Origin of the sequence: Streptomyces sp. NPDC008163 (genome assembly GCF_042956885.1) — a bacterium.
Classification (GTDB): Bacteria; Actinomycetota; Actinomycetes; order Streptomycetales; family Streptomycetaceae; genus Streptomyces; species Streptomyces drozdowiczii_A.
On sequence record NZ_JBIBHG010000020.1, the window covers coordinates 1 to 18,352 of the forward strand.

The 18,352-nt window shown below is 70.0% G+C and carries 23 protein-coding genes and 1 pseudogene; 13 read left to right on the top strand and 11 right to left on the bottom strand.

All coding sequences use genetic code 11. The features are described 5' to 3' along the window. Window positions 1-310: 310 nt before the first annotated feature. Window positions 311-1,264, bottom strand: a complete 954-nt coding sequence (locus ACFZAT_RS32020; RefSeq protein ID WP_391269221.1) for a helix-turn-helix domain-containing protein — start codon at window positions 1,262-1,264, stop codon at window positions 311-313. A 353-nt stretch (window positions 1,265-1,617) separates the two neighbouring features. Here ACFZAT_RS32020 and ACFZAT_RS32025 point away from each other — a divergent pair, with 353 nt between their 5' ends. After that, window positions 1,618-1,923 carry an STAS domain-containing protein gene (locus tag ACFZAT_RS32025; RefSeq protein ID WP_391269223.1) on the top strand — a complete coding sequence of 102 codons (306 nt, stop codon included), beginning with the start codon at window positions 1,618-1,620 and terminating at the stop codon, window positions 1,921-1,923. 60 nt (window positions 1,924-1,983) lie between these two features. On the opposite strand, the gene ACFZAT_RS32030 is transcribed toward ACFZAT_RS32025, so the two are convergent. The 6 genes from ACFZAT_RS32030 to ACFZAT_RS32055 all read right to left on the bottom strand — a co-directional run bounded on the left by ACFZAT_RS32030 (window position 1,984) and on the right by ACFZAT_RS32055 (window position 7,008). Continuing rightward, a complete protein-coding gene (locus ACFZAT_RS32030) occupies window positions 1,984-2,397 on the bottom strand; it encodes an ATP-binding protein (RefSeq protein ID WP_391269225.1) in 414 nt (137 codons plus the stop codon). Window positions 2,398-2,757: 360 nt separating this feature from the next. After that, window positions 2,758-3,417, bottom strand: coding sequence for a glycosyltransferase (locus tag ACFZAT_RS32035; protein WP_391269227.1), 660 nt, complete (start codon window positions 3,415-3,417; stop codon window positions 2,758-2,760). Between the two features lie 60 nt (window positions 3,418-3,477). Then, the gene (locus ACFZAT_RS32040; protein WP_391269229.1) at window positions 3,478-4,092 is read right to left on the bottom strand and encodes an SAM-dependent methyltransferase; all 615 of its coding nucleotides are present in this window, start codon (window positions 4,090-4,092) and stop codon (window positions 3,478-3,480) included. Beyond that, the gene (locus ACFZAT_RS32045) at window positions 4,089-4,862 is read right to left on the bottom strand and encodes a PIG-L family deacetylase (RefSeq protein ID WP_391269231.1); all 774 of its coding nucleotides are present in this window, start codon (window positions 4,860-4,862) and stop codon (window positions 4,089-4,091) included. The genes ACFZAT_RS32040 and ACFZAT_RS32045 overlap by 4 nt, the downstream gene beginning before the upstream one ends. After that, a complete protein-coding gene (locus tag ACFZAT_RS32050) occupies window positions 4,859-5,866 on the bottom strand; it encodes an acyl-CoA dehydrogenase family protein (protein ID WP_391269233.1) in 1,008 nt (335 codons plus the stop codon). Before ACFZAT_RS32050 ends, ACFZAT_RS32045 begins: the two co-directional genes overlap by 4 nt. Window positions 5,867-6,018: 152 nt before the next feature. Further along, complete coding sequence (locus ACFZAT_RS32055) at window positions 6,019-7,008, bottom strand: SDR family NAD(P)-dependent oxidoreductase (RefSeq protein WP_391269235.1); 990 nt, start codon at window positions 7,006-7,008, stop codon at window positions 6,019-6,021. A 193-nt stretch (window positions 7,009-7,201) separates the two neighbouring features. Between ACFZAT_RS32055 and ACFZAT_RS32060 the strand changes: the two genes are divergently transcribed. From ACFZAT_RS32060 to ACFZAT_RS32070, 3 genes are all read left to right on the top strand, one after another. Continuing rightward, window positions 7,202-7,357: a DUF6131 family protein gene (locus ACFZAT_RS32060; protein ID WP_391269237.1), complete on the top strand. Its 156-nt coding sequence runs from the start codon at window positions 7,202-7,204 to the stop codon at window positions 7,355-7,357. Window positions 7,358-8,096: 739 nt separating this feature from the next. After that, entirely contained in the window at window positions 8,097-8,330 is a 234-nt protein-coding gene (locus tag ACFZAT_RS32065; protein ID WP_391269239.1) for a DUF5133 domain-containing protein, read from the top strand. Between the two features lie 32 nt (window positions 8,331-8,362). Next, the gene (locus ACFZAT_RS32070) at window positions 8,363-8,536 is read left to right on the top strand and encodes a hypothetical protein (protein WP_391269241.1); all 174 of its coding nucleotides are present in this window, start codon (window positions 8,363-8,365) and stop codon (window positions 8,534-8,536) included. Window positions 8,537-8,556: 20 nt separating this feature from the next. Here ACFZAT_RS32070 and ACFZAT_RS32075 read toward each other — a convergent pair. Beyond that, window positions 8,557-8,661 (bottom strand): annotated as a pseudogene (locus ACFZAT_RS32075) (glycine cleavage system protein H); the annotation flags it as partial. Between the two features lie 313 nt (window positions 8,662-8,974). Between ACFZAT_RS32075 and ACFZAT_RS32080 the strand changes: the two are divergent. The 9 genes from ACFZAT_RS32080 to ACFZAT_RS32120 all read left to right on the top strand — a co-directional run bounded on the left by ACFZAT_RS32080 (window position 8,975) and on the right by ACFZAT_RS32120 (window position 15,974). Then, window positions 8,975-9,661 carry a DJ-1/PfpI family protein gene (locus tag ACFZAT_RS32080; RefSeq protein WP_391269242.1) on the top strand — a complete coding sequence of 229 codons (687 nt, stop codon included), beginning with the start codon at window positions 8,975-8,977 and terminating at the stop codon, window positions 9,659-9,661. A gap of 185 nt (window positions 9,662-9,846) precedes the next feature. After that, a complete protein-coding gene (locus tag ACFZAT_RS32085; protein WP_391269243.1) occupies window positions 9,847-10,089 on the top strand; it encodes an HVA1 family protein in 243 nt (80 codons plus the stop codon). Beyond that, window positions 10,086-10,271, top strand: coding sequence for a DUF3140 domain-containing protein (locus ACFZAT_RS32090; protein ID WP_391269245.1), 186 nt, complete (start codon window positions 10,086-10,088; stop codon window positions 10,269-10,271). Before ACFZAT_RS32085 ends, ACFZAT_RS32090 begins: the two co-directional genes overlap by 4 nt. 94 nt (window positions 10,272-10,365) lie before the next feature. Further along, complete coding sequence (locus ACFZAT_RS32095; protein ID WP_391269247.1) at window positions 10,366-10,770, top strand: hypothetical protein; 405 nt, start codon at window positions 10,366-10,368, stop codon at window positions 10,768-10,770. A 334-nt stretch (window positions 10,771-11,104) separates the two neighbouring features. Beyond that, the gene (locus ACFZAT_RS32100) at window positions 11,105-12,073 is read left to right on the top strand and encodes an alpha/beta hydrolase fold domain-containing protein (RefSeq protein ID WP_391269250.1); all 969 of its coding nucleotides are present in this window, start codon (window positions 11,105-11,107) and stop codon (window positions 12,071-12,073) included. A gap of 126 nt (window positions 12,074-12,199) precedes the next feature. After that, complete coding sequence (locus tag ACFZAT_RS32105) at window positions 12,200-12,889, top strand: GPR1/FUN34/YaaH family transporter (RefSeq protein ID WP_391269252.1); 690 nt, start codon at window positions 12,200-12,202, stop codon at window positions 12,887-12,889. Between the two features lie 71 nt (window positions 12,890-12,960). Next, window positions 12,961-14,871 carry an amidohydrolase family protein gene (locus tag ACFZAT_RS32110; protein WP_391269254.1) on the top strand — a complete coding sequence of 637 codons (1,911 nt, stop codon included), beginning with the start codon at window positions 12,961-12,963 and terminating at the stop codon, window positions 14,869-14,871. Window positions 14,872-14,898: 27 nt separating this feature from the next. Further along, window positions 14,899-15,411: a DoxX family membrane protein gene (locus ACFZAT_RS32115; RefSeq protein ID WP_391269256.1), complete on the top strand. Its 513-nt coding sequence runs from the start codon at window positions 14,899-14,901 to the stop codon at window positions 15,409-15,411. Continuing rightward, a complete protein-coding gene (locus ACFZAT_RS32120; RefSeq protein ID WP_391269258.1) occupies window positions 15,411-15,974 on the top strand; it encodes a ferritin-like domain-containing protein in 564 nt (187 codons plus the stop codon). The genes ACFZAT_RS32115 and ACFZAT_RS32120 overlap by 1 nt, the downstream gene beginning before the upstream one ends. A 195-nt stretch (window positions 15,975-16,169) precedes the next feature. Here the strand turns inward: ACFZAT_RS32120 and ACFZAT_RS32125 are convergent, their stop codons facing one another. The 3 genes from ACFZAT_RS32125 to ACFZAT_RS32135 form a co-directional block, all read right to left on the bottom strand. Then, on the bottom strand, window positions 16,170-17,003 hold the full coding sequence (locus ACFZAT_RS32125; RefSeq protein ID WP_391269260.1) for an alpha/beta fold hydrolase: 834 nt from the start codon (window positions 17,001-17,003) through the stop codon (window positions 16,170-16,172). A gap of 78 nt (window positions 17,004-17,081) precedes the next feature. Next, window positions 17,082-17,744 carry an isochorismatase family protein gene (locus tag ACFZAT_RS32130; RefSeq protein ID WP_391269261.1) on the bottom strand — a complete coding sequence of 221 codons (663 nt, stop codon included), beginning with the start codon at window positions 17,742-17,744 and terminating at the stop codon, window positions 17,082-17,084. Between the two features lie 171 nt (window positions 17,745-17,915). Further along, window positions 17,916-18,317: an SsgA family sporulation/cell division regulator gene (locus ACFZAT_RS32135; RefSeq protein WP_391269262.1), complete on the bottom strand. Its 402-nt coding sequence runs from the start codon at window positions 18,315-18,317 to the stop codon at window positions 17,916-17,918. Window positions 18,318-18,352: the final 35 nt, after the last annotated feature.

Genomic DNA, 18,352 nt, shown 5'->3' on the forward strand with positions numbered 1-18,352 from the left:
CCGGTCCGGCAGTAACGGCTCGATCCTCGCCCACTGGGCGTCAGTCAACGACACACATCACCCAACGATCAGATGATCCGAAGGAAACGCTCTAGGCGCCACGGGACCGTGAGGTGCATGGAGCCCACCCCGCGCGGCCTCGCCGCCGCGCTCGCTCGTCTCACCGCTGCTCGTCGTAGACGTGGGGCGGGTACGGTGATGCGGGGCCGTCTGCCGCGGCGATCTCCCGTGCTGCCGCGCATTCAGCGGCTGGCATACGGTGCCAGAAAGGTGCACCGCGAACGCCGACCCCACGCCTCAGGAAGGCCCTTCAATCGCCTGCGCGAAGAGTCGCGGCCGGGGTGACGCCGTACAGGCGGCGGTAGGCGGCTGCGAAGCGTCCGACATGAGTGAAGCCCCAGCGGGTGGCGATCACGGTCACACTCGATGTGTGAGGATCGGCATGCTGCAGATCACGGTGAGCGTGTGTCAGGCGCACTTGGCGAAGGTAGGCGAGAGGGCTCATCCCGGTGTGCCGTCGGAAGGCGTACTGCACGGCACGCGGGGTGACAAAGGCGGCGGCGGCGATATCTGACAGGCTGATGGGGCGCTGAGCGTTCTCCTCGATGAACGAGCGCGCCCGGCGCAGGGTCTGTGTGTGAGCGTCGTCGCTGTCGATGCGATGGCACGGTTCCTGCTGTGAGGTGTTGGGGAATGCGGTCAGGGCAACAGCGGCCAGGTGATCTGTGGCAGTGGCGACGACTAGTGGATCCGGGGCCGACGGGCCCGTCAGGACATTGTCACGCAGGAAGGCGACCGTGTTGCCCAGGCGCCGGCCGGCTCCGGCGTCGTGTGTGCGCTGGCCGGTGAAACGGACCGGGCCCTGCGGAGAGCGGGCGCCGACGGCGGCCACCCGCTCGAGAACCGAGGGGTCGAACATGGTGATGGTGTAACGCGCGGAGTGCAGGACGCCGGTATACGGGCGCTCCGGAAGCGCGATGAGGAAGCTCTCGCCCGGGCCGTAGATGTCATCACGGCCGTCGGTGGTGTCCACCATGCTGCCGCTGTGTACGGTGATCAAGCAGTGCATGCCCAGCGGGTTGGCATCGTAGGACATGGTGTAACCGAAGGTGAGGCGATCGACGATCAGGCCGTCGGTCGCAGTCCGCACGATGCGAGCGTGCGTGTCGTTGGGCCGGCCGCCGATGCGCATCGGCGTGTACGCCTGCGACAAGAACTCTTCCGTCTCGGCCAGGCTGCTGCTGTCGAAACGCTCGGTGTCCAAGTCCGCCTCCCATACGGCCTTCGGTGGGCCGATCGCGCCTAATAGTACGGCGCTGTTTCCGCCCCAGGTCACGGCGTTGCGGGGCCGGTGAGATCAGCGGTGCACCACATCCAACCGGGGCGGATGTGTTCCAGAAGGTCGAAAGACGAAATGCCTCAGTCCATCTTGCGAACTGTCTGCCGCGATCACGGGGACGCGGACATACAGGGAGAGCGTGTGGGCACCGGTGGGTCGGGCGGCTCACTACAGGGGCGCCGGACTATGCGTGCGCAGAGAGAGAGGGGCCCGCAGTGCTCGCAAGCCAAACAGCTCGGCACCCCAGCGGGGGTGCCGAGCTGTTGGTGGAACGGGACGTGCACACCGGCCACTGGATGCTCTCCGCCCGGGGGGCGTTCGACGCGGTCACCACCAGCCTACTGAGCCAGGCGCTGGAGGCGGCCTGCCAGGCAGGGGGGCGCTACATCGTGGTCAACTGCTCCGAGATCAATTTCGCCGACGTCGCCTTCTTGCGTGCGCTGCTCTGCCACTCCCATGGGGCACGGGTCGTTGTGGCCGCACCGTCCCCTGTCGTGTGCCGCCTTCTGGAAGCCACCGACACGACCCATCTGCTTCAAGCGACGGGTGGTCCGGGCGAGGCCCACGGAGAGAGGACCCATTGAAGACAGCTGTCGTCCGGGGCGGCGTGGCCGACCCGGACATGGAAGTGGAAATGGAACGCTTTACACCAGAGGCACCGCGGCTTCGATACGTTTCCCGGTGTCGGTGGGGATCACCGACAGGCGTTTCGCGAGGCGATTGACCATGGCCCAGCCATAGCCGCCGGTGGTGAACTCTCCCTTGGCGCGCAAGGGGAGAACGGGAAGTGCGGTGCTGTGGTCCGCGACCGACAGGAGCAGTTCGTTGCCCTCGATCCGGGCGGAGAATCCGGTCAAGCAGACTCCATGTCTGTAAGCGTTGGTGACCAGTTCGGAAGTCACCAACAAGGCGTCAGCCCAGACGACATCGCCCTGACCTATCTCCTTGCCGGAGAGGAACTGGGTGCGCAGCAGCCTTTCGACCCGCTCGCGAGCTTCAGCGGGGCTCGACGGAAGGCCGGCGCCTGCGACGAAAGCACCAACGACCTCATCGCTCACACTCCCTCCATCTCCTATCAGCAGTTGCCTCTGGCATCCCGCATGCCCCCTGATCACGGGCGTACACGGAGACACAGCGACTCCCTCTCGGGCGGTGGCGCACCAGTCCACGGGCCGGGGAGCGGGAAGGCCGGCGCAAGGCGTCGCTGGACGCGCCGGCGCGGGCTCGGACCACCTCAGCGGCCTCGGATCCGTACCTCGCGGGCAGCCATGGCCAGCCTCCACCGCAAGCAGGTGATGTCGTGCGGCCCAGGCCGGGGCGCGTTCCTCGTCGAGGGTTCCCTCGGTGCTGATGTCGCCGGCCGCATGTGTGCGCGACCGGTGGATGTGGGCGGCTCGGCTCCGGTGCGGGGTGGTCATCTATGGTTCCGCTGGTGGTTGGAGGGAGAGAAGCAGGTCGGCGAGGCCGGCCGGGGCGCGGCCGCGCAGCCGGTCAGAAGTATGGACAGGGTGGTCGTCCGTGCGGGCGACGCGGTGTCCGGCTGCCGTAAGCCGTGTCACGAGGTCACGGTCCTCGCTCGTGGTGAGCGCGGCGAAGCCTCCTACAGAGTGGTACGCGGTGGCGGACACGCCCATGTTCGCGCCGTGGATGTGGGGGTGTTTCCAGGTGGTGTCGCCTTGTGCGGTGGGCCGGGTGCGGTAGTAGGCGGTGTCATGCGGGCTGTGTGCGTTTCCAGGACCCGATGGCGTGCCTGAGGTGAGCCGGATAGTGCCGAGTACGGCGTCGTGGCCGCGCCGGGCCCACGCGGTCTGCCGGGCCAGCCAGTGCCTGGGCACCCTCGAGTCGGCGTCGGTCATGGCCAGCCAGATGTCTGCTTCCTGTGGGCCCAGAAGCGCCAGGGCGTGCTGTACCCCGGCGGCGCGGGCTGCTCCCACATTGCGTCGGTTGATTCTGATGACGTAGGCGCCCGCGCGTGCGGCGAGGACGCCCGTGGCGTCGGTGCAGGCGTCCGCGGCCACCACGGTTCGCACGGGCAGCGGGGGCCACTTCGGCAGCGGCCGCACTGATGCTGCGGACACAGTCGGCGACGCGTTCTGCCTCGTTGTGGGCGGGGACCACGACGGCCACGGCCGAGATGTTCATGCCAGGCCCTCGGCGCGGGCAGGCGACAGTGCGATGCCAGGGACAGTGCCCCGTTCGTGGACAGTGAGGGTGAAATCCGGGTCGTCGTACCGGGCCAGCGGGCGCAGTTCCGGAACGGTGCTGACCTCTTCGGCGATCTCCCGGCCGGTGCGGGTGTGCTCGTCGACCGGGTGGTTCCAGTGAACGGTGATCAGGTGTCCGCCGTCGGCGAGGCTGCCGGCGCTCTGGCGCAGTACCCGGGAGCGAGCGGAGGAGCCGAAGTAGTACAGAAGCTCCGACAGGATCACCAGGTCGAAGGGGCCATCGGGCCATTCGTCGGGTACCGCCATGTGCTGAACCGTCACCTGGGGCAGGCCGGCCAGACGGCGCGTGGCTGTGCCGACTGCTGAGGGGACGCGATCGGCGCAGAGCAGGGCGTCGCAACGCGGGGCGAGGAGTTCGCTGAGGACGCCGACGGAGCATCCGGGTTCGAACGCTCTGCGGTAGCGGGCACGGGGGAGCGCTGCGATGGTCAGTCCGTATTTGCGCTGGTCGTACCAGCGCCGGGCCAGCTGCCAGGGGTCGGCGGCTCGGTCGTACTGGCCCTCGAAGTAGCTGGCAGGAGTGTTCAACGCATCACCGTTTCGTACGTGCGGGTGTGGTGGGCGAGCTCCTGCGGAGGCAGGACAGCGTCCTGCTCGGGGCCGCGGGGTTCCAGCTGGCTGGTGAAGCAGGCCAGTGCCGCCCTCTTGCGTGTGAGGCCGTCCTCGGTGAGCGGCAGCACGCCCGCCCGGTGCCAAGGCACCCGCGGGTCGCCGGGATGGGCCCAGTGCCACATCCACACCGGATACGTCCAGACGGTGACCCCGCGGTCAACCCCCGCTCGCCGTGCGGCGCGGCCGGCCGCCTCGTGGTCGCTGTGCAGATCGCCTTCCCACGGCGCCAGGCACAGCGCGGCTCCGGTATGAGCCAGAACTTCGGCGATGACCGCGCGGGCATCCTCCTCATGGCGGTCGAGACGAGTGTCGGGCAGTCCGGCGTGCACGGCGTCCGGCAGCGTACCGAGCGCGCGCAGAGCCTCGGTGAGTTCCTTCCCCCGCCGCTCGGCGAGACGGGCCATCGCCCCGGCGTTGCCGGTGCCGTGCGAGGCTTCACCGGCGGTCAGGCACACGGTGTGCACCGGTACGCCCGCAGTCAGAAGGGTGGCGACGGTGCCGCCGCAACCCAGGACCTCGTCGTCCGGATGCGCGGCCACCACCACGACCGGGCCCTGGGGCACCCGCAGCCGGGGCAGCGTCCCCTCCAGGTTTTCTGCCTGCCAGACAGCCTCGTCGGTCCCGGCGGCGTCGATCAGCGCTGCGGCCTCCTGCCGGGACCCCACAGCCCTGGCAGCCCCCCTCATCGAACTACCTTCGCGGGCTCGCGCGCCACCAACCGGCCGAGCTCCGCGAGATTCGACTCGGCATGGTGCTGACGCACGTACACCGTAAGGTCCGCGACCGCTTGTGCGTGCCTCTCGTCATGACACAAAGGTCCCGCTCCCGTCGCGCGGCCCACGTGCTCCATCACCTTGGTGCAGACCTTCTCGACCAGGGCCCGTACCCGCAGTCCGCGCAGCGCGGCCTCACCGCGCTCGTCCCGGGGATCGGCGTCGATGGCGTCTCCGGCCCCTTGGACCATCGTCTGCGCGGTGTGCAGGAGCAGGTCGACCGTGCCCAGGTGGGCAGCCGCGTGGTCGTTGGCCCCGTCCGTCGCGACGCGACTGTAGAGAGCGGCGGAGACGGCCTGCGCGCCGCCGAGCCAGCATGCCGCCACGCCGATCCCGCCGTGCAGGAAGCCGGGGCGCCGCAGATACTCCTCCGGGTCGCCTACTGCCCGCGCCGCCACATCCGCGAAAGTCACGTCCAGGGTGTCACTGCCCCGCATGCCCACCGCGGGCCACGTCCCGGCAACCGGCGAGACTCCCGGCTGGTCGAGCGCCACCGCGAAGAGCCGGTAGCCGTCCTCGGCATCAGCCGTCACCAGCGCGTGAGTACAGGAGCGGGCTCCTGAGCAGTACGGCTTGAGACCGGTCAGCCGCCATCCTTGCTCGGTCCGTCGGGCCGTGACGCCGGGGCCCGGCGGGCGCGCCGCCCACACTCCCCACCGCTCGGCAGGGGCGGGCCGTGCCTGCTCCAGCTCCTGCATGATCGCCACAGCGTCGAGATGGCCCTCGGCGAGCCGTGCCAGGGACAGGTCCCTGCGGCCCAGTTCGGCCAGGACGGTGAATCGGTCGGCGGTTGCCCGGCCGGGCAGCGGGACCTGCGCGGCGTCTTCCGCGACGAAATCCGCGAACAGTTGACCCGCACGGGACTCCGGGCTGAGCGGGGAAAGTGGAGGATCCTCATGCCGGGGACGGTCGGTCATCACTCATTCCTCCTGGAGCTGGTGGGCTGGCACCCTGGATGACGGGCACGGACCAGTCACCCGCAGGGCTATGTCTCAGCAGTTCATTCGCCGGATCGCCGCTGAGCCGTGGCCGCGAGCTGCCCGGCCGGTGCAAGCTGCTGGCTGTGTGCTCAGGAGCTGGTGCGCGGCCCGGGCTCTTGCTGATTGGCCTGCGGCACCACATGGTCGTTACGTGCGCTGCCCCAGGCACGGACGAGCCTGGCGATCGGGTTGAGCGGCTCCCCGGCCTCGGCGCCCTGGCGCAGGGGGCCCGGGCCGGACGCGGATGGCAGCAGGCGTGCGGCGACGCCGCTGAGCCGGGTCGTCAGGCCGGGCGCCATCCCGTGCGCGAGCTGGGCCGCTTTGGCCGGTGCGGTGAGCACCAGCCGGGCGCGTCGCTGGATGACCGCGTCCACGATCCTGCGAGCGGCCCGTTCGGCGTCCATCGACAGGGGAGGGGCGCCTGCGACTGTGCTGAACCAGCCGAACTCGGCATCGACGTTTCCGCCGAACTCCGCCTGCCGGTGTGATCCGGTCCGCATCAGACCCGGGTGGACGGCGGTGACGCTGACGCCCGATGCCGCCATCTCTGCGTGCAACCCCTCGGCGAGGGCAGCGATCGCGGCCTTGGCGCACGAGTAGGGCAGCAGGTGCGGAACGCCGAGCAGACCGCCCACCGAACCGATGAGGCCGAGGCGGCCCCGGGTCTTCTTCAGGTAGGGCAGCGCTTCCAGAGAGGTGTGCAGGGCGCCGTAGAACATGGTGTCCATGGCGTCACCGAACTCCGCTGCGCCCACGTCCTCGACGGGCGCGACCTGGATGACGCCGGCGTTGGCGATGACGAGGTCGAGACCGTCACGCTCATGGACCTCGCGCACCAGGGCACCCACAGCGGCGCGGTCGCGCACGTCGCAGACGACCGTACGCACGCTGGACCCAGTGGCCTCCCGCAGCTGCGCAGCCGCCCGCTCCAGTTCGTCGGCATCGCGGGCGGCGATGGTCACGATGCACCCGCGCTCCGCCAGCTGCCGGGCCACAAACAGCCCCAGACCCCGGGAGCCGCCAGTGACCAAGGCCCCGGGGCCCCTGGTCCGATGCGGGAGGGGGGTGCGGTTGGTCATCTCATCGCCTTTCCGGGGGGCGCCCTCGATGGGTGCGGGTACTGCCGTGGGCGGGACGCGCTCCAGGTGCCCGCGTCTTGCCGCTTGTAACACCCCGCATTGCTATTCCGCGAGGCTGCTGTGCAGATCACCCCGGTTGTAGGTCGGCCACACCGGCGTGAAACTGATGACGTGTGCTGATCGGAGGCGTGCCATGATCATCCTCGGTCTTATCCTTCTCATCATCGGCCTGATCGCTGGTATCGGCGCCCTATGGACCATAGGAGTCATCCTGCTGGCCATCGGTGCGGTGCTCTGGGCCCTCGGAGCCCTCGGGCACGCCGTGGGAGGGCGACGGCACTACTGGTGACTGCCCTCTGTCAAGTGACTGCGGCGAAAGCCCCGCACAGGTGAGGAGCCTGGCGGCAGGGGACTGCGGTGTCCCCGTTCTTCTCGACCAGCCGGCTGCCGCTGTCGTGCGCCGTAGTCCAGGGCAGCCGGCCGGGTCGGGCTTGTTCGGTCTGCCAGCCGAACAGGTCCTTGGGGCCGAGCCGCTCACGGTTGCCCGGCGTTGTGGGCGAGGTATGCGGCCAGTACGAAGAAGGAGGCGGCGATGATCCGCAGGGTCGTCTTCTCCCGGGCTTCGCTGACGTTGTAGGTGGCCGACGCGGCAACCAGCGGCGTTATGCGGCGGGTAAACGCGTCAGGGGGTCGGGGACGGGCCGGGGATAGCGCGGCCGCTTCAGCAGCAGCCCTTCGTGGCGGCGTCCGGCACGTCTTGTCCGCCTCGACCGCGACAACAGGGGCCAGCACGTGCCCCAACGCGTGGGCCGACCACAAAGTCGGGCAGCGCGTGCGGTCCGGCCCCGGGGCCCTGCCGGGAGGGCCGGTGACGGCGAGGTCGCATCGGCGATGACGCGGCCGACCGTGCTGTCGCCGACGGCCATCGTGGTCGAGGCCGGCCTCTCCCCGGCGGCATCCGCTGCCCACCAGCCGGTGGTCCGGAAGGCGCTTGGGGCACTTGTGACGGGCGAGGAGTGCGGGGCGCAGAACCGGGCAGGAGGAGGCACGACCCCAGTCGGTGCAGGTGAAAGAAAGACGGTTCTGTGATGCTGATGGCCCATCCCGCGGTGCTGCGGAACCTGATCGACCAGTACGAAGCCCTCGCCACCGTGGATGCCTCCCGTGCGGACAGCGCTCAGGTGCGCCAGCGTATGAATGACGTCGCCTACACGTTGTGCGTGTCCACCGGTACCCGCGACATCGACGCGGCGCTGGTCGCGGCCCGGCACCAGCTGCCCGGGGCCCGCCCGCTGGACGACTCGGTCCTGCAGGCGGGCTGAACCGCCGCCATTCTCCGCTGTCACTGGCCTCGATGAACGGACACCCTCACGTGGACACCACCGCCACGAGCGCAGCACCGATCTACAACGTGCTGATAGCTGAGCGGGGCGACGTCGTCGCCGACGCGGCACGGGCCGCCGAGCAGGCCCTGCGAGAGACGAACCTCACCCTGGACTTCGGCCTTCGGGCTGACGACAACGCGTAGCTGCCGATGCTGTTCAGGTCGATCTCCACGAGCCGACCCTCACCGTAGGGGTCGCCGTTGACCGTCTCGGGGCTCGCCGCGAGCTCGTCGATCACCGCGACGACCGTCCCCGAGACCGGAGCGTAGAGATCGAAGGCCGCGACCGGTCACTTCACCTGACCCATGCGCTGCCCCGCGATGAGGCGTCGCCCCGCCTGAGGAAGGCGGGCCCAGACGACGGCCCCGAGCCATTCCCGGGCGTGGTCTGTGATCCCGGCCCGGCCCCGTTCTCGGCGGTCCTGATCACCCTCACGTGCATCTCGGTGTACCGCAGCTCTTCCGGGATCACCGCGCCTCGTTCGACATCACTTTCGCACCGTGCCGTGAACGAGTTCTTCGCGACGGCGCGCATACGGTTCGTCTACTCAGACTCCCTTTTCTTTTGAGGAGAGCATCACCATGAAGGTCCTCGTCGTTCTCACCTCGCACGACCGGCTCGGCGACACCGGCCGTGCCACCGGGTTCTGGCTGGAGGAACTCGCCGCACCCTATTACCGCTTCAAGGAGGCCGGGTGGGAGATCACTCTCGTCTCCCCGAAGGGCGGCCGACCGCCGTTGGACCCCAAGAGCAACGAGTCCGGCGCCCAGACCGACCAGACCCGACGCTTCGAGGCGGACACCGAAGCCATGGCGGCATTGGCGAACACCAACCCGCTCGATTCCATCGACGCCGACGACTACGACACCGTCTTCTACCCGGGCGGCCACGGCCCGCTGTGGGACCTTGCCGAAGACGCCGACTCCGCTCGCCTGATCGAGAACACCCTTCGCGCCGGCAAGCCCCTCGCCCTGGTCTGCCACGCTCCAGGCGTTCTCCGTCACGCCCGAAACGAGGACGGAACGCCCCTCGTGCAGGGCAGGAAGGTCACAGGCTTCACCAACACGGAGGAGGAGGGCGTCCAGCTCACCGAAATCGTTCCCTTCCTCGTGGAAGATGAACTCAAGAAGCTCGGCGGCCACTACACCAAGCAGGCGGACTGGCAGCCCCATGTGGTCCAGGACGGCCTCCTCATCACCGGTCAGAACCCTGCTTCCTCCGGCCCCGCAGCCGACGCTCTCGTCGAGTTCGTCTCGGCCCACGGCTGAGCACCCGATCGCCTCAGGAGCGCCCAACGGCGTGGTCCGCAGGTTCGCGTGAGCGGACAGCGGCCGGCATTGGGCCGCACTGGAGGGTGCGCTTCCCGGGTGCGTGAACGCCGGACACCCGTGATCCTGGCGGAGACGGGCACCTGTCCGCCACAGCCGACCCCCGGACGAGAAAGGGCGTTCCGATGGCCAGCGAAGGCAAAGGCAAGGCCAAGAAGCTTTCCCATGGTGACGACGTCACGTGGAAGAGTCACGGACAGGAGATCGAGGGACCCGTCACCAGGAAGTTCGATAAGCGGGCCGAGGCAGCCGGCCGCACGGTGGACGCGTCCAAGGATGAACCTCAATACGAGGTGAAGAGCGATAAGACGGGCGCTACCGCAGTGCACAAGCCCGAGTCGCTCCGCAAGAAGGGGAGTGGCTCGTGAGCGGCGGTCGGAACCCGGACCGGCAGGAGATTCTCGACCGGTTCGGTGACGCCGCCGGCATGACCGCCGGCGAGTTTGAGAAAAGGCTGGACACGGACGACTCCCGGGCGGCCGGGCAGAAGGGCGGCGGTGGGGAGTCGACCGGCCACGCTTCCGGCCGCCCCGGATCGTCGAGTCGATGAACCGGGGCCACGACCCCGAGACGTAGCCCCCTGGCCTCGGCCCGTGGTCCCGCGCGCCAACAGCGCTCATCAGGGGCCGCCGCGGCGGCCCCTGATGAGCGCTGAAGACGGTCTTTTCCAGGCGTGCTTCGGCCGCGAGAGAGCGTTGTGCCGGGCGGCGCGGCCGCAGCTGTTTCGCGCCCGCACCGGAAGCGCTTTGCCCAAGCTCAAGAACACGCTGACATACGACGCGATCATCGGTGGACTGAGCCCTGACACCGGCCGGATCACGGGATGCCTCGGCGCCGCCCTCCCGCGCCGGTCGCCCCACGGCCAGGGCGAGGACACCGACGGTGCCGAGGCCGAGATCGATCTGGCCGGCCGGCAGCTGGACCGCCTGGGTGAATACAGCACTCCGGCGGCCAGGCAGAGGCCGAAGGCTTACGCAGTCGCTCGTGCGATGTGGAGAGCGCAAGAAGTACCACCGCTGGCGGCTCCGGTGGGAGTGCCTGAGGCGTAGGGGCAGGTCTCGGGAAACCGGTCTCTTATCGCGGTATACGCGAAAGGTGCCGGAGCGGCGGCCGGCGAGATCTTCGCGGCGGGCCTCGCGGGAGGCGTGGGCGAGGCCCGGGCCATTTTACCCGGTCCTTTCGCTCTCGCACAGTGAGTCGCGGGTTTCGGCTTGTGAGGCCACCGAGCCGCGGCCGGGTGACAGCGTGATGCGCTGAGAGGCAAGGAGTGGTGCGCGCAGAGAAGGGAATCACCGTCGGTCATGCCTAGCGTGCTTTTCGGAGCGGCACGTTCTGGGCTCGCTCCGTCGGACATCCCTTTCCGTACTGGAAGAAGACCCCTTCATGCATACTTTTGCCGCCCCTCCCGCGCCTGTCCTGGAAGCGGCCGCTGCCGCCTTTGCCGAGGCGACGGCGCAGCCCCCGTACCTCTTCGACCTCGCCCCTGCCGACGGCCGCGCCGCTGTGGACGAGGCGCAGTCCGGCTCCGTGGAACTGCCCGAGGTGGACGAGGAATGGGCGACCGTCCCGTCCGATGCCGGTGAGGTGCGCGTACGCATCGTGCGGCCTGCCGGATCCACGGGGCCGCTCCCGGTGATCCTCTACATCCATGGTGCCGGCTGGGTCTTCGGTAACGCGCACACCCACGACCGGCTGGTGTGCGAGCTCGCCGACGGAACGGGCGCGGCCGTCGTGTTTCCCGAGTACGCGCTGTCGCCCGAGGCGCGTTATCCCGTCGCGATCGAGCAGAACTGGGCCGTGGCGCGCTGGATCGTCACCGACGGCGCCCGGTACGGCCTGGACGGCGAACGGATAGCCGTTGCGGGTGACTCGGTGGGCGGCAACATGAGCGCGGCGCTCACCCTCATGGCCAAGGAGCGGGGTGGCCTCGCTCTGCGCCAGCAGGTGTTGTTCTACCCGGTCACCGATGCCTCCTTCGACACCGCCTCCTACGCGCAGTTCGCCGAGGGTTACTTCCTGCGCCGCGACGGCATGCGCTGGTTCTGGGACCAGTACACGACCGAGGAGAGCGACCGCGCCCGCATCACCGCCTCCCCGCTGCGCGCCACGACCGACCAGCTCGCCGGTCTCCCTCCGGCGCTCGTCATCACCGCGGAGGCGGACGTGCTGCGCGACGAGGGGGAGGCGTACGCCGCGAAGCTGCGTGCCGCCGGGGTGCCGGTGACCGCCGTGCGGTACCAGGGCGTGATCCACGACTTCGTCATGCTCAACGCGCTGCGCGGCACACAGGCCGCCGAGTCCGCGATTTCTCTCGCCGTCGCCACGCTGCGTACGGCCCTGGCAGCGAGCTGAGCCCCGCTTCGAACCCGCGGTTTCGAACCCTGCCCAGGCGGGACCGGCCTCCATGCGACACCGGCCGGTCCCGCCCCGCCGTGCTGCCCTGATGCGGCAGCAGTCTTCTCCGATCAGGTGATCACCATGACCACACCTCCACCCGCCCGTCACTTCGAACCCGATCTGCGCGCGATGACCCGCATCAACCTGCGGCCCATCGCTTCCCCGATGCCCCTCGGCTTCTACGCCGTCGGCATCGCCTCCGTCGTCGCCGGGACCTACCAGCTCGGGATACTCGGCGAGGACGCCGGCCGAGCCGTGGCCTTCACGATCCTGCCCGCGTTCGTCCTGCAACTCCTGGTCGCCGTACTCGCCTTCGGAGCACGTGACGTCCTGGCCGCGACGCTCATGGCGTGCTTCTCCGGTACGTGGCTCGCCAACGCCCTCGTCCTCGCGCTGCACCCGGAGCACGGACCGCGCGTCCTCGGCGTGCTCAACCTGTGCTTCACCCTCTTCGCCCTGCTCATGGCGTCCGTCGCCCGAGCCAAGCGCGCTCTGTGGTTCGTGCTGTGCGTGGCCGTGCCCCGCTTCGGGGTGGCAGCCGCGGCCGGGCTGAGCGGCGCGCACGCCCTCACCGTCCTCTCCGGAGCCCTGGGGCTCCTTCTCGCAGCTGTCGCCCTCTATGCCGCGTTCGCGCTGATGCTGGAGGACATGCGGGGCGAGGAGGTGCTGCCGCTGGGGCGCAGCGGCCCGGCGCACCACGCTGTCGAGGGCGACCTGAGTGTGCAGCTGCGCAACCTCGAACGCCACGCGGGCGTGCGCCGCACTCTCTGAGGACTGCCGCAGCCCCCGGCGTTCGCCGCGTTCCACCACCCTGCCCCTCCCACCCTCTGGAGCCCTTCTCCATGATCAGCAGCACCCCCATGCCCGTCGGCGGGTTCACTCCGCAGCCGGGCCTCGCCCCAGCTACCGGCGCCGACCTCGTCGTCCGTAACGCCAAGGTGTGGACAGGTGACCCGGCCCGGCCCGCTGCCTCGGCCCTCGCCGTACGCGACGGCATGATCCTCGCAATCGGTGACGAGGCCGACGTCGCCGCCGTGAGCGGCCCCGGCACCCGCGTCGTGGACGCCCTCGGGCGCCGCATGGTGCCCGGACTCAACGATTCCCATCTGCACGTGATCCGCGGCGGACTCAACTACGTACTCGAACTGCGCTGGGACGGTGTGCCCTCGCTGCGCCAGGCCCTCGCCATGCTGCGTGAACAGGCCGGGCGTACGCCGAAGGGCCAGTGGATCCGTGTCGTGGGCGGCTGGACCGCCGACCAGTTCGCCGAACGCCGCATGCCGACCGTCGCCGAACTGACCGCGGCCGCCCCCGACACACCCGTCTTCGTGCTGCACCTCTACCAGTCCGCGCTGCTCAACCGGGCCGCCGTCCGCGCTGCCGGACTCACCCGCGACACCCCCGATCCCGCCGGCGGCCAGATAGTCCGTGGCCGCGACGGGGAGCCCACCGGCCTCCTCCTGGCCGCACCCAGCGCCCTCGTCCTCTACTCGACGCTCGCGCGCGCCCCCGGCCTCGGCCCCGAGGAGCAGCGCGTCTCCACACGGCACTTCCTGCGCGAGCTCAACCGGTTCGGGCTCACCTCGGCGGTCGACGCGGCCGGCGGCTTCCAGAACTTCCCCGACAACTACGCCGCCGTCACCGACCTCGCCCGGGCCGGGGAACTGTCCCTGCGCATCGCCTACCACCTCTTCCCCCAGACCGCCGGGCAGGAGCTGGCGGACCTGGCCCGCTGGACGGACATGGTGAAGCCCGACGAGGGCGACGCCTGGCTGCGGCTCAATGGGGCCGGCGAGAATCTGATCTGGGCCGCCGCCGACTTCGAGAACTTCGCCGAACCGCGTCCCGGCCTCGCCCCCGGCTACGAGAGCGAGTTCGAGAAGGCCGTCCGGCTGCTCCTCGAACACGGCTGGGGGTTTCGTCTCCACGCCACGTACGACGAGACGATCCGCCGCGACCTCGCCGTCTTCGAGAAGCTCGCCGCCGACGGCCTCTTCCCCGGGCAGGGCCGCTGGCTCTTCGACCACGCCGAAACCGTCTCCTCCGGCAGCCTGGAGCGGATCGCCGCGCTGGGCGGGGCCATCGGCGTGCAGAACCGGATGTCGTTCCAGGGCAGGGTCTTCGCCGAACGGTACGGAGCGCAGGCCGCCGCCCGCACCCCACCGGTCAGCGAGATGCTGGAGGCCGGTCTGACGGTGGCCGCCGGGACCGACGCGACACGTGTCTCCTCGTACAACCCATGGGTCGCGCTGCACTGGCTCGTCACCGGGCGCACGGTCGGGGACCTGTGCCTCTACCCGCCGGAGCGGCTGCTGAGCCGCGAACGTGCCCTGGAGCTGTACACCATCGGCGGAGCCCGTATCACGGGCGAGGCGGACGTCAAGGGCACCCTGGGCGTCGGCCGCTACGCCGACTTCACGCTGCTGAGCCACGACTACTTCTCCGTCCACCAGGACGACATCCCGCACATCGAGTCCGTACTGACCGTCGTGGGAGGGCGGATCGTGTACGCGGCGGCCGAGCACGAGGGCGTCGACGAGGCGCTGCCGCCGCTCGCCCCGGCCTGGAGCCCCGTCGCTCACTTCGGCGGCTACCAGGCCACACCGCCGCCGGGCCTCATCGGAGCGCGGCAGGCCGACCGGATCGCCGAGGCGGTCGGCGCCTCCGAACAGCACCGGCAATGGCGGGTGGCGCGCGGCTTCGCTCCCGAGGACACCGCGCCGCGGGTTTTCGACCCCTGCTATGTGCTCTGACCGACCTCACCACAAGGAGAAACACGCGTGGACAGCGCGCTGTTGCTGCTCCGGCTCGTCACGGGACTGCTCGTGGCCGGGCACGGAGTGCAGAAGATCAGTTTCCGCCTCGGCGGCAAGGGCCTCGCGGGCGGCGTCGAGGAGTTCCGGCAGGACGGATTCCGCGGCGGCCGGCTCACCGCTCTCGCCGCCGGAGGCACCCAGGTGGGCGCCGGACTGCTGCTCGCCGCCGGAGCCCTCACCCCGCTCGCCGGCGCCGGAGTGATGGGCGTCATGACTGTCGCCCTCACCGTCAAGCGCCCGCACGGCCTGTGGGTGCAGAACGACGGCTACGAATACCCCCTGCTCCTCATCGCGGTCCCGGCCGCACTCGTCCTGGCCGGCCCCGGTGCCTGGTCACTGGACTCCCGGCTCGAAGTCACCCCCTGGCCCGCCTGGCTGAACACCGGCTGCCTCGCACTCGGGCTCGCCAGCGGCCTGCTGACCCGTCTGCTCCTGCACCGGACACCCTCACCCGCGACCACCCCGAGGAACGCCTGATGACCACCCAGCAGACCTCCCGCCCCGCCGTACTCCAGGAATTCGGGACGGTGCGCCCCGTGCCGCTCGGCCTCACAGCCGACACCCGGCGGCACGCGGCCCAGCGCCTCAACCGCGTACTCGCCGACACCCACATGCTGTACGCCCTTTACAAGAAGAGTCACTGGCAGGTGCGCGGCGGCCTCTTCCACTCGCTGCACCTCCTCTTCGACCGGCACGCCGGCGAACAGCAGGCGCTCGTCGACGAGCTGGCGGAACGGGTGCAGATCCTCGGCGGTGTCGCCGTCGCCGATCCCCGGCACGCCGCCGAACTGACCTCCGTGCCCCGCTTCCCCGACGGTGCCGAGGACGTGCCGGATCTCCTGCACCGGCTGCTCAGGACACACGAGGGCATCCTCCTGGACGCCCGCGAGGCCGCCACCCGGCTCGGCGCCCTCGGCGACTCCGGCACCGAGGACCTGCTGGTGTCTTCGATCGTCCGCACGGGGGAGCGGCAGGCATGGTTCCTCACGGCGGAGACCGCGACGGACGCGTCCGCTCCCGGGAACCTTCGGAACCTCTGACCTCCCCACCACACCCGCCCCGCGTCCGGTCTCCGGACGCGGGGCGTTTCCCGTGCCCGCTGCCCCGGGTGTGCCCGCGTGCCTCAAGCCGGCCACGCACTTGCCGGGCCCGGCGTCCGCACGCACGAAGGTGCCGGGGCAGTGACGTCGTTCCGTCACCGCCCCGGCACCGGGAAGCCCCTCAGGAAGAGGGAGTCACCGCTTCAGGAAGGCCAGCAGCGCCTCGTTGACCTCCTGCGCGTGCGTCCACAGCAGACCGTGCGGGGCACCGTCGATCACGACGTACTCGGCAGTTGGCAGCGCCGCGTGGAAGCGCTCGGCGGTCGCGCCGATCGGCAGGATGCGGTCACCGCTGCCGTGCACGATCAGGGCCGGCACGTCGATCTTCGGGATGTCGTCGCGGAAATCCGTGAGCCACGTCGGAACGGCCGCGCGTGAGGCGTACGCGGAGGAGCCGGCCGCCGTCTCCCAGTTGGCGCGCACGACGGCTTCGCTGATGCGGGTACCGAGATTCTCGTCCAGGTTGTAGAAGTCTCGGTAGAAGTCCTCGAAGTACGCGTAGCGGTCGCGGGTCACGGCGTCCAGGATGCCGTCGAAGACGGCGCCGTCGACGCCGTCCGGGTTGTCGTCCGTCTTCAGCAGGAAGGGTTCGAGACCCGCGAGGAACACGGCCTTGGCGACGCGCCCGGAACCGTACCTGCCGAGGTAGCGGCCGACCTCGCCGGTGCCCATCGAGAAGCCCACGAGGATCGCGTCCCGCAGGTCGAGCCGTTCCATGAGCGCGTGCAGGTCGTCGGCGAAGGTGTCGTAGTCGTAGCCGGTCGTGGGCTGCGACGACTGCCCGAAGCCCCGCCGGTCGTACGTGATGACGCGGTAGCCGGCGTCGAGGAGGACGGGAAGCTGCTTCTCCCAGGAGTGGCCGTCCAGCGGGTAGCCGTGGATGAGTACGACGGGCCGGCCGCTGCCGTGGTCCTCGTAGAAGAGGTCGATGGGGGTGCTGTTCTCATGGCCGACGGTGAGGAAAGACATGGTGGGTTCCTTCGGGAAGGCGGGATGGAAATGACGGGTGCCCGGCACCACGGGGTGCCGGGCACCTGCGGGCGGCGATCAGCCGGCCGCGTGCGGGCTGATCATCGACTGGGCGTAGACGACGCCCATGCCGTACGCGCCGCCGTGCTCCTTCACGACATCGAGCGTCGCGGCGTAGGTCTCGCCGCGCGCCCAGTCGCGCTGGAGCTCGAGGAGCACCTGGAGCCAGGTGACGGGCACGGCGCCCGCAGCCGTCATGCGCTGCATGGCGTGCTCGTGCGACTCCGCCGTGACGCCCGCGGAGGCATCGGCGACGACGTACACCTCATAGCCCTGACCGAGCGCGGAGAGGGCGGGAAGGACGAGGCAGACCTCGGTCCACAGACCGGACAGGATGATCTTGCGGCGACCGGTGGCCTTGACCGCCTCGACGAGCGCGGCGTCCTCCCACGCGTTCATCGAGGTGCGGTCGATGACCGCGTGCTTCGGGAAGACGTCCAGGAGCTGCGGCAGGATCGGGCCGGAGAAGGACTCGGCGGCCACCGTGGACAGCACCACCGGCACGTCGAAGACGCGGGCGGACTTGGCGAGCCCGACCGTGGCGTTGATGACGCCCGCACGGTCCGCGCTCGCCGCGCCGAAGAACATCTGCGGCTGGTGGTCGACGAAGAGCATCATCGCGTTGTCGGGTGTCAGCAGGTCCGGACTCGGGGCGGCGTGGACGGAGCTGGGATCGAACATGGTGATTCCTCGGGTGAAATAAGTGGGATGAGGTAGGAGCAGCCGGACACCGACCGGTGCCGGGCTCGACATGGCGAACCTATGGCCGCCGGTGAAAAGGCGGTTGACTGTGAAGGTCCGCTTCCTGTGCCCTGCCTGCACACCTGCGGCCGGGGGCGGAGGACGAAAAGGTCAGCCGGCCGTCGTGAGGCCCGCGAGCAGTTTGTCGACCGCCCGCGCGACGCACTCCGCGACCGCCGGCGGCCAGGTGTCGGTGCGGGCGAGATAGGTGAGCACGGCGGCGGTACGGAAGTACAGGACGCACCTGCCCGAGGGCGACCGCAGGACCAGTTCCGTCTGCGTACCCGCCGCGCGTACGCGTACGTCGCCCTCACCGGCCCGGTCGTGCACACCCTCCTCCAGCAGGGCCCGCGCAAAGACCCAGGTCGCCGTCGGCCGGCCGTCGGGTGACAGGAAGTCGCAGTGGACGGCGAGCGGGTCGTGCGGAAGATGCCGCAGATGGACGGTGAACCGTGCCAGATGAGCGTGCGGCCCGACGACGTCCGCGGTCAGGACGTGTACGACGCCGTTCATGTCCGCTCCGTCCACGTACGACGGCACAGGCCCAC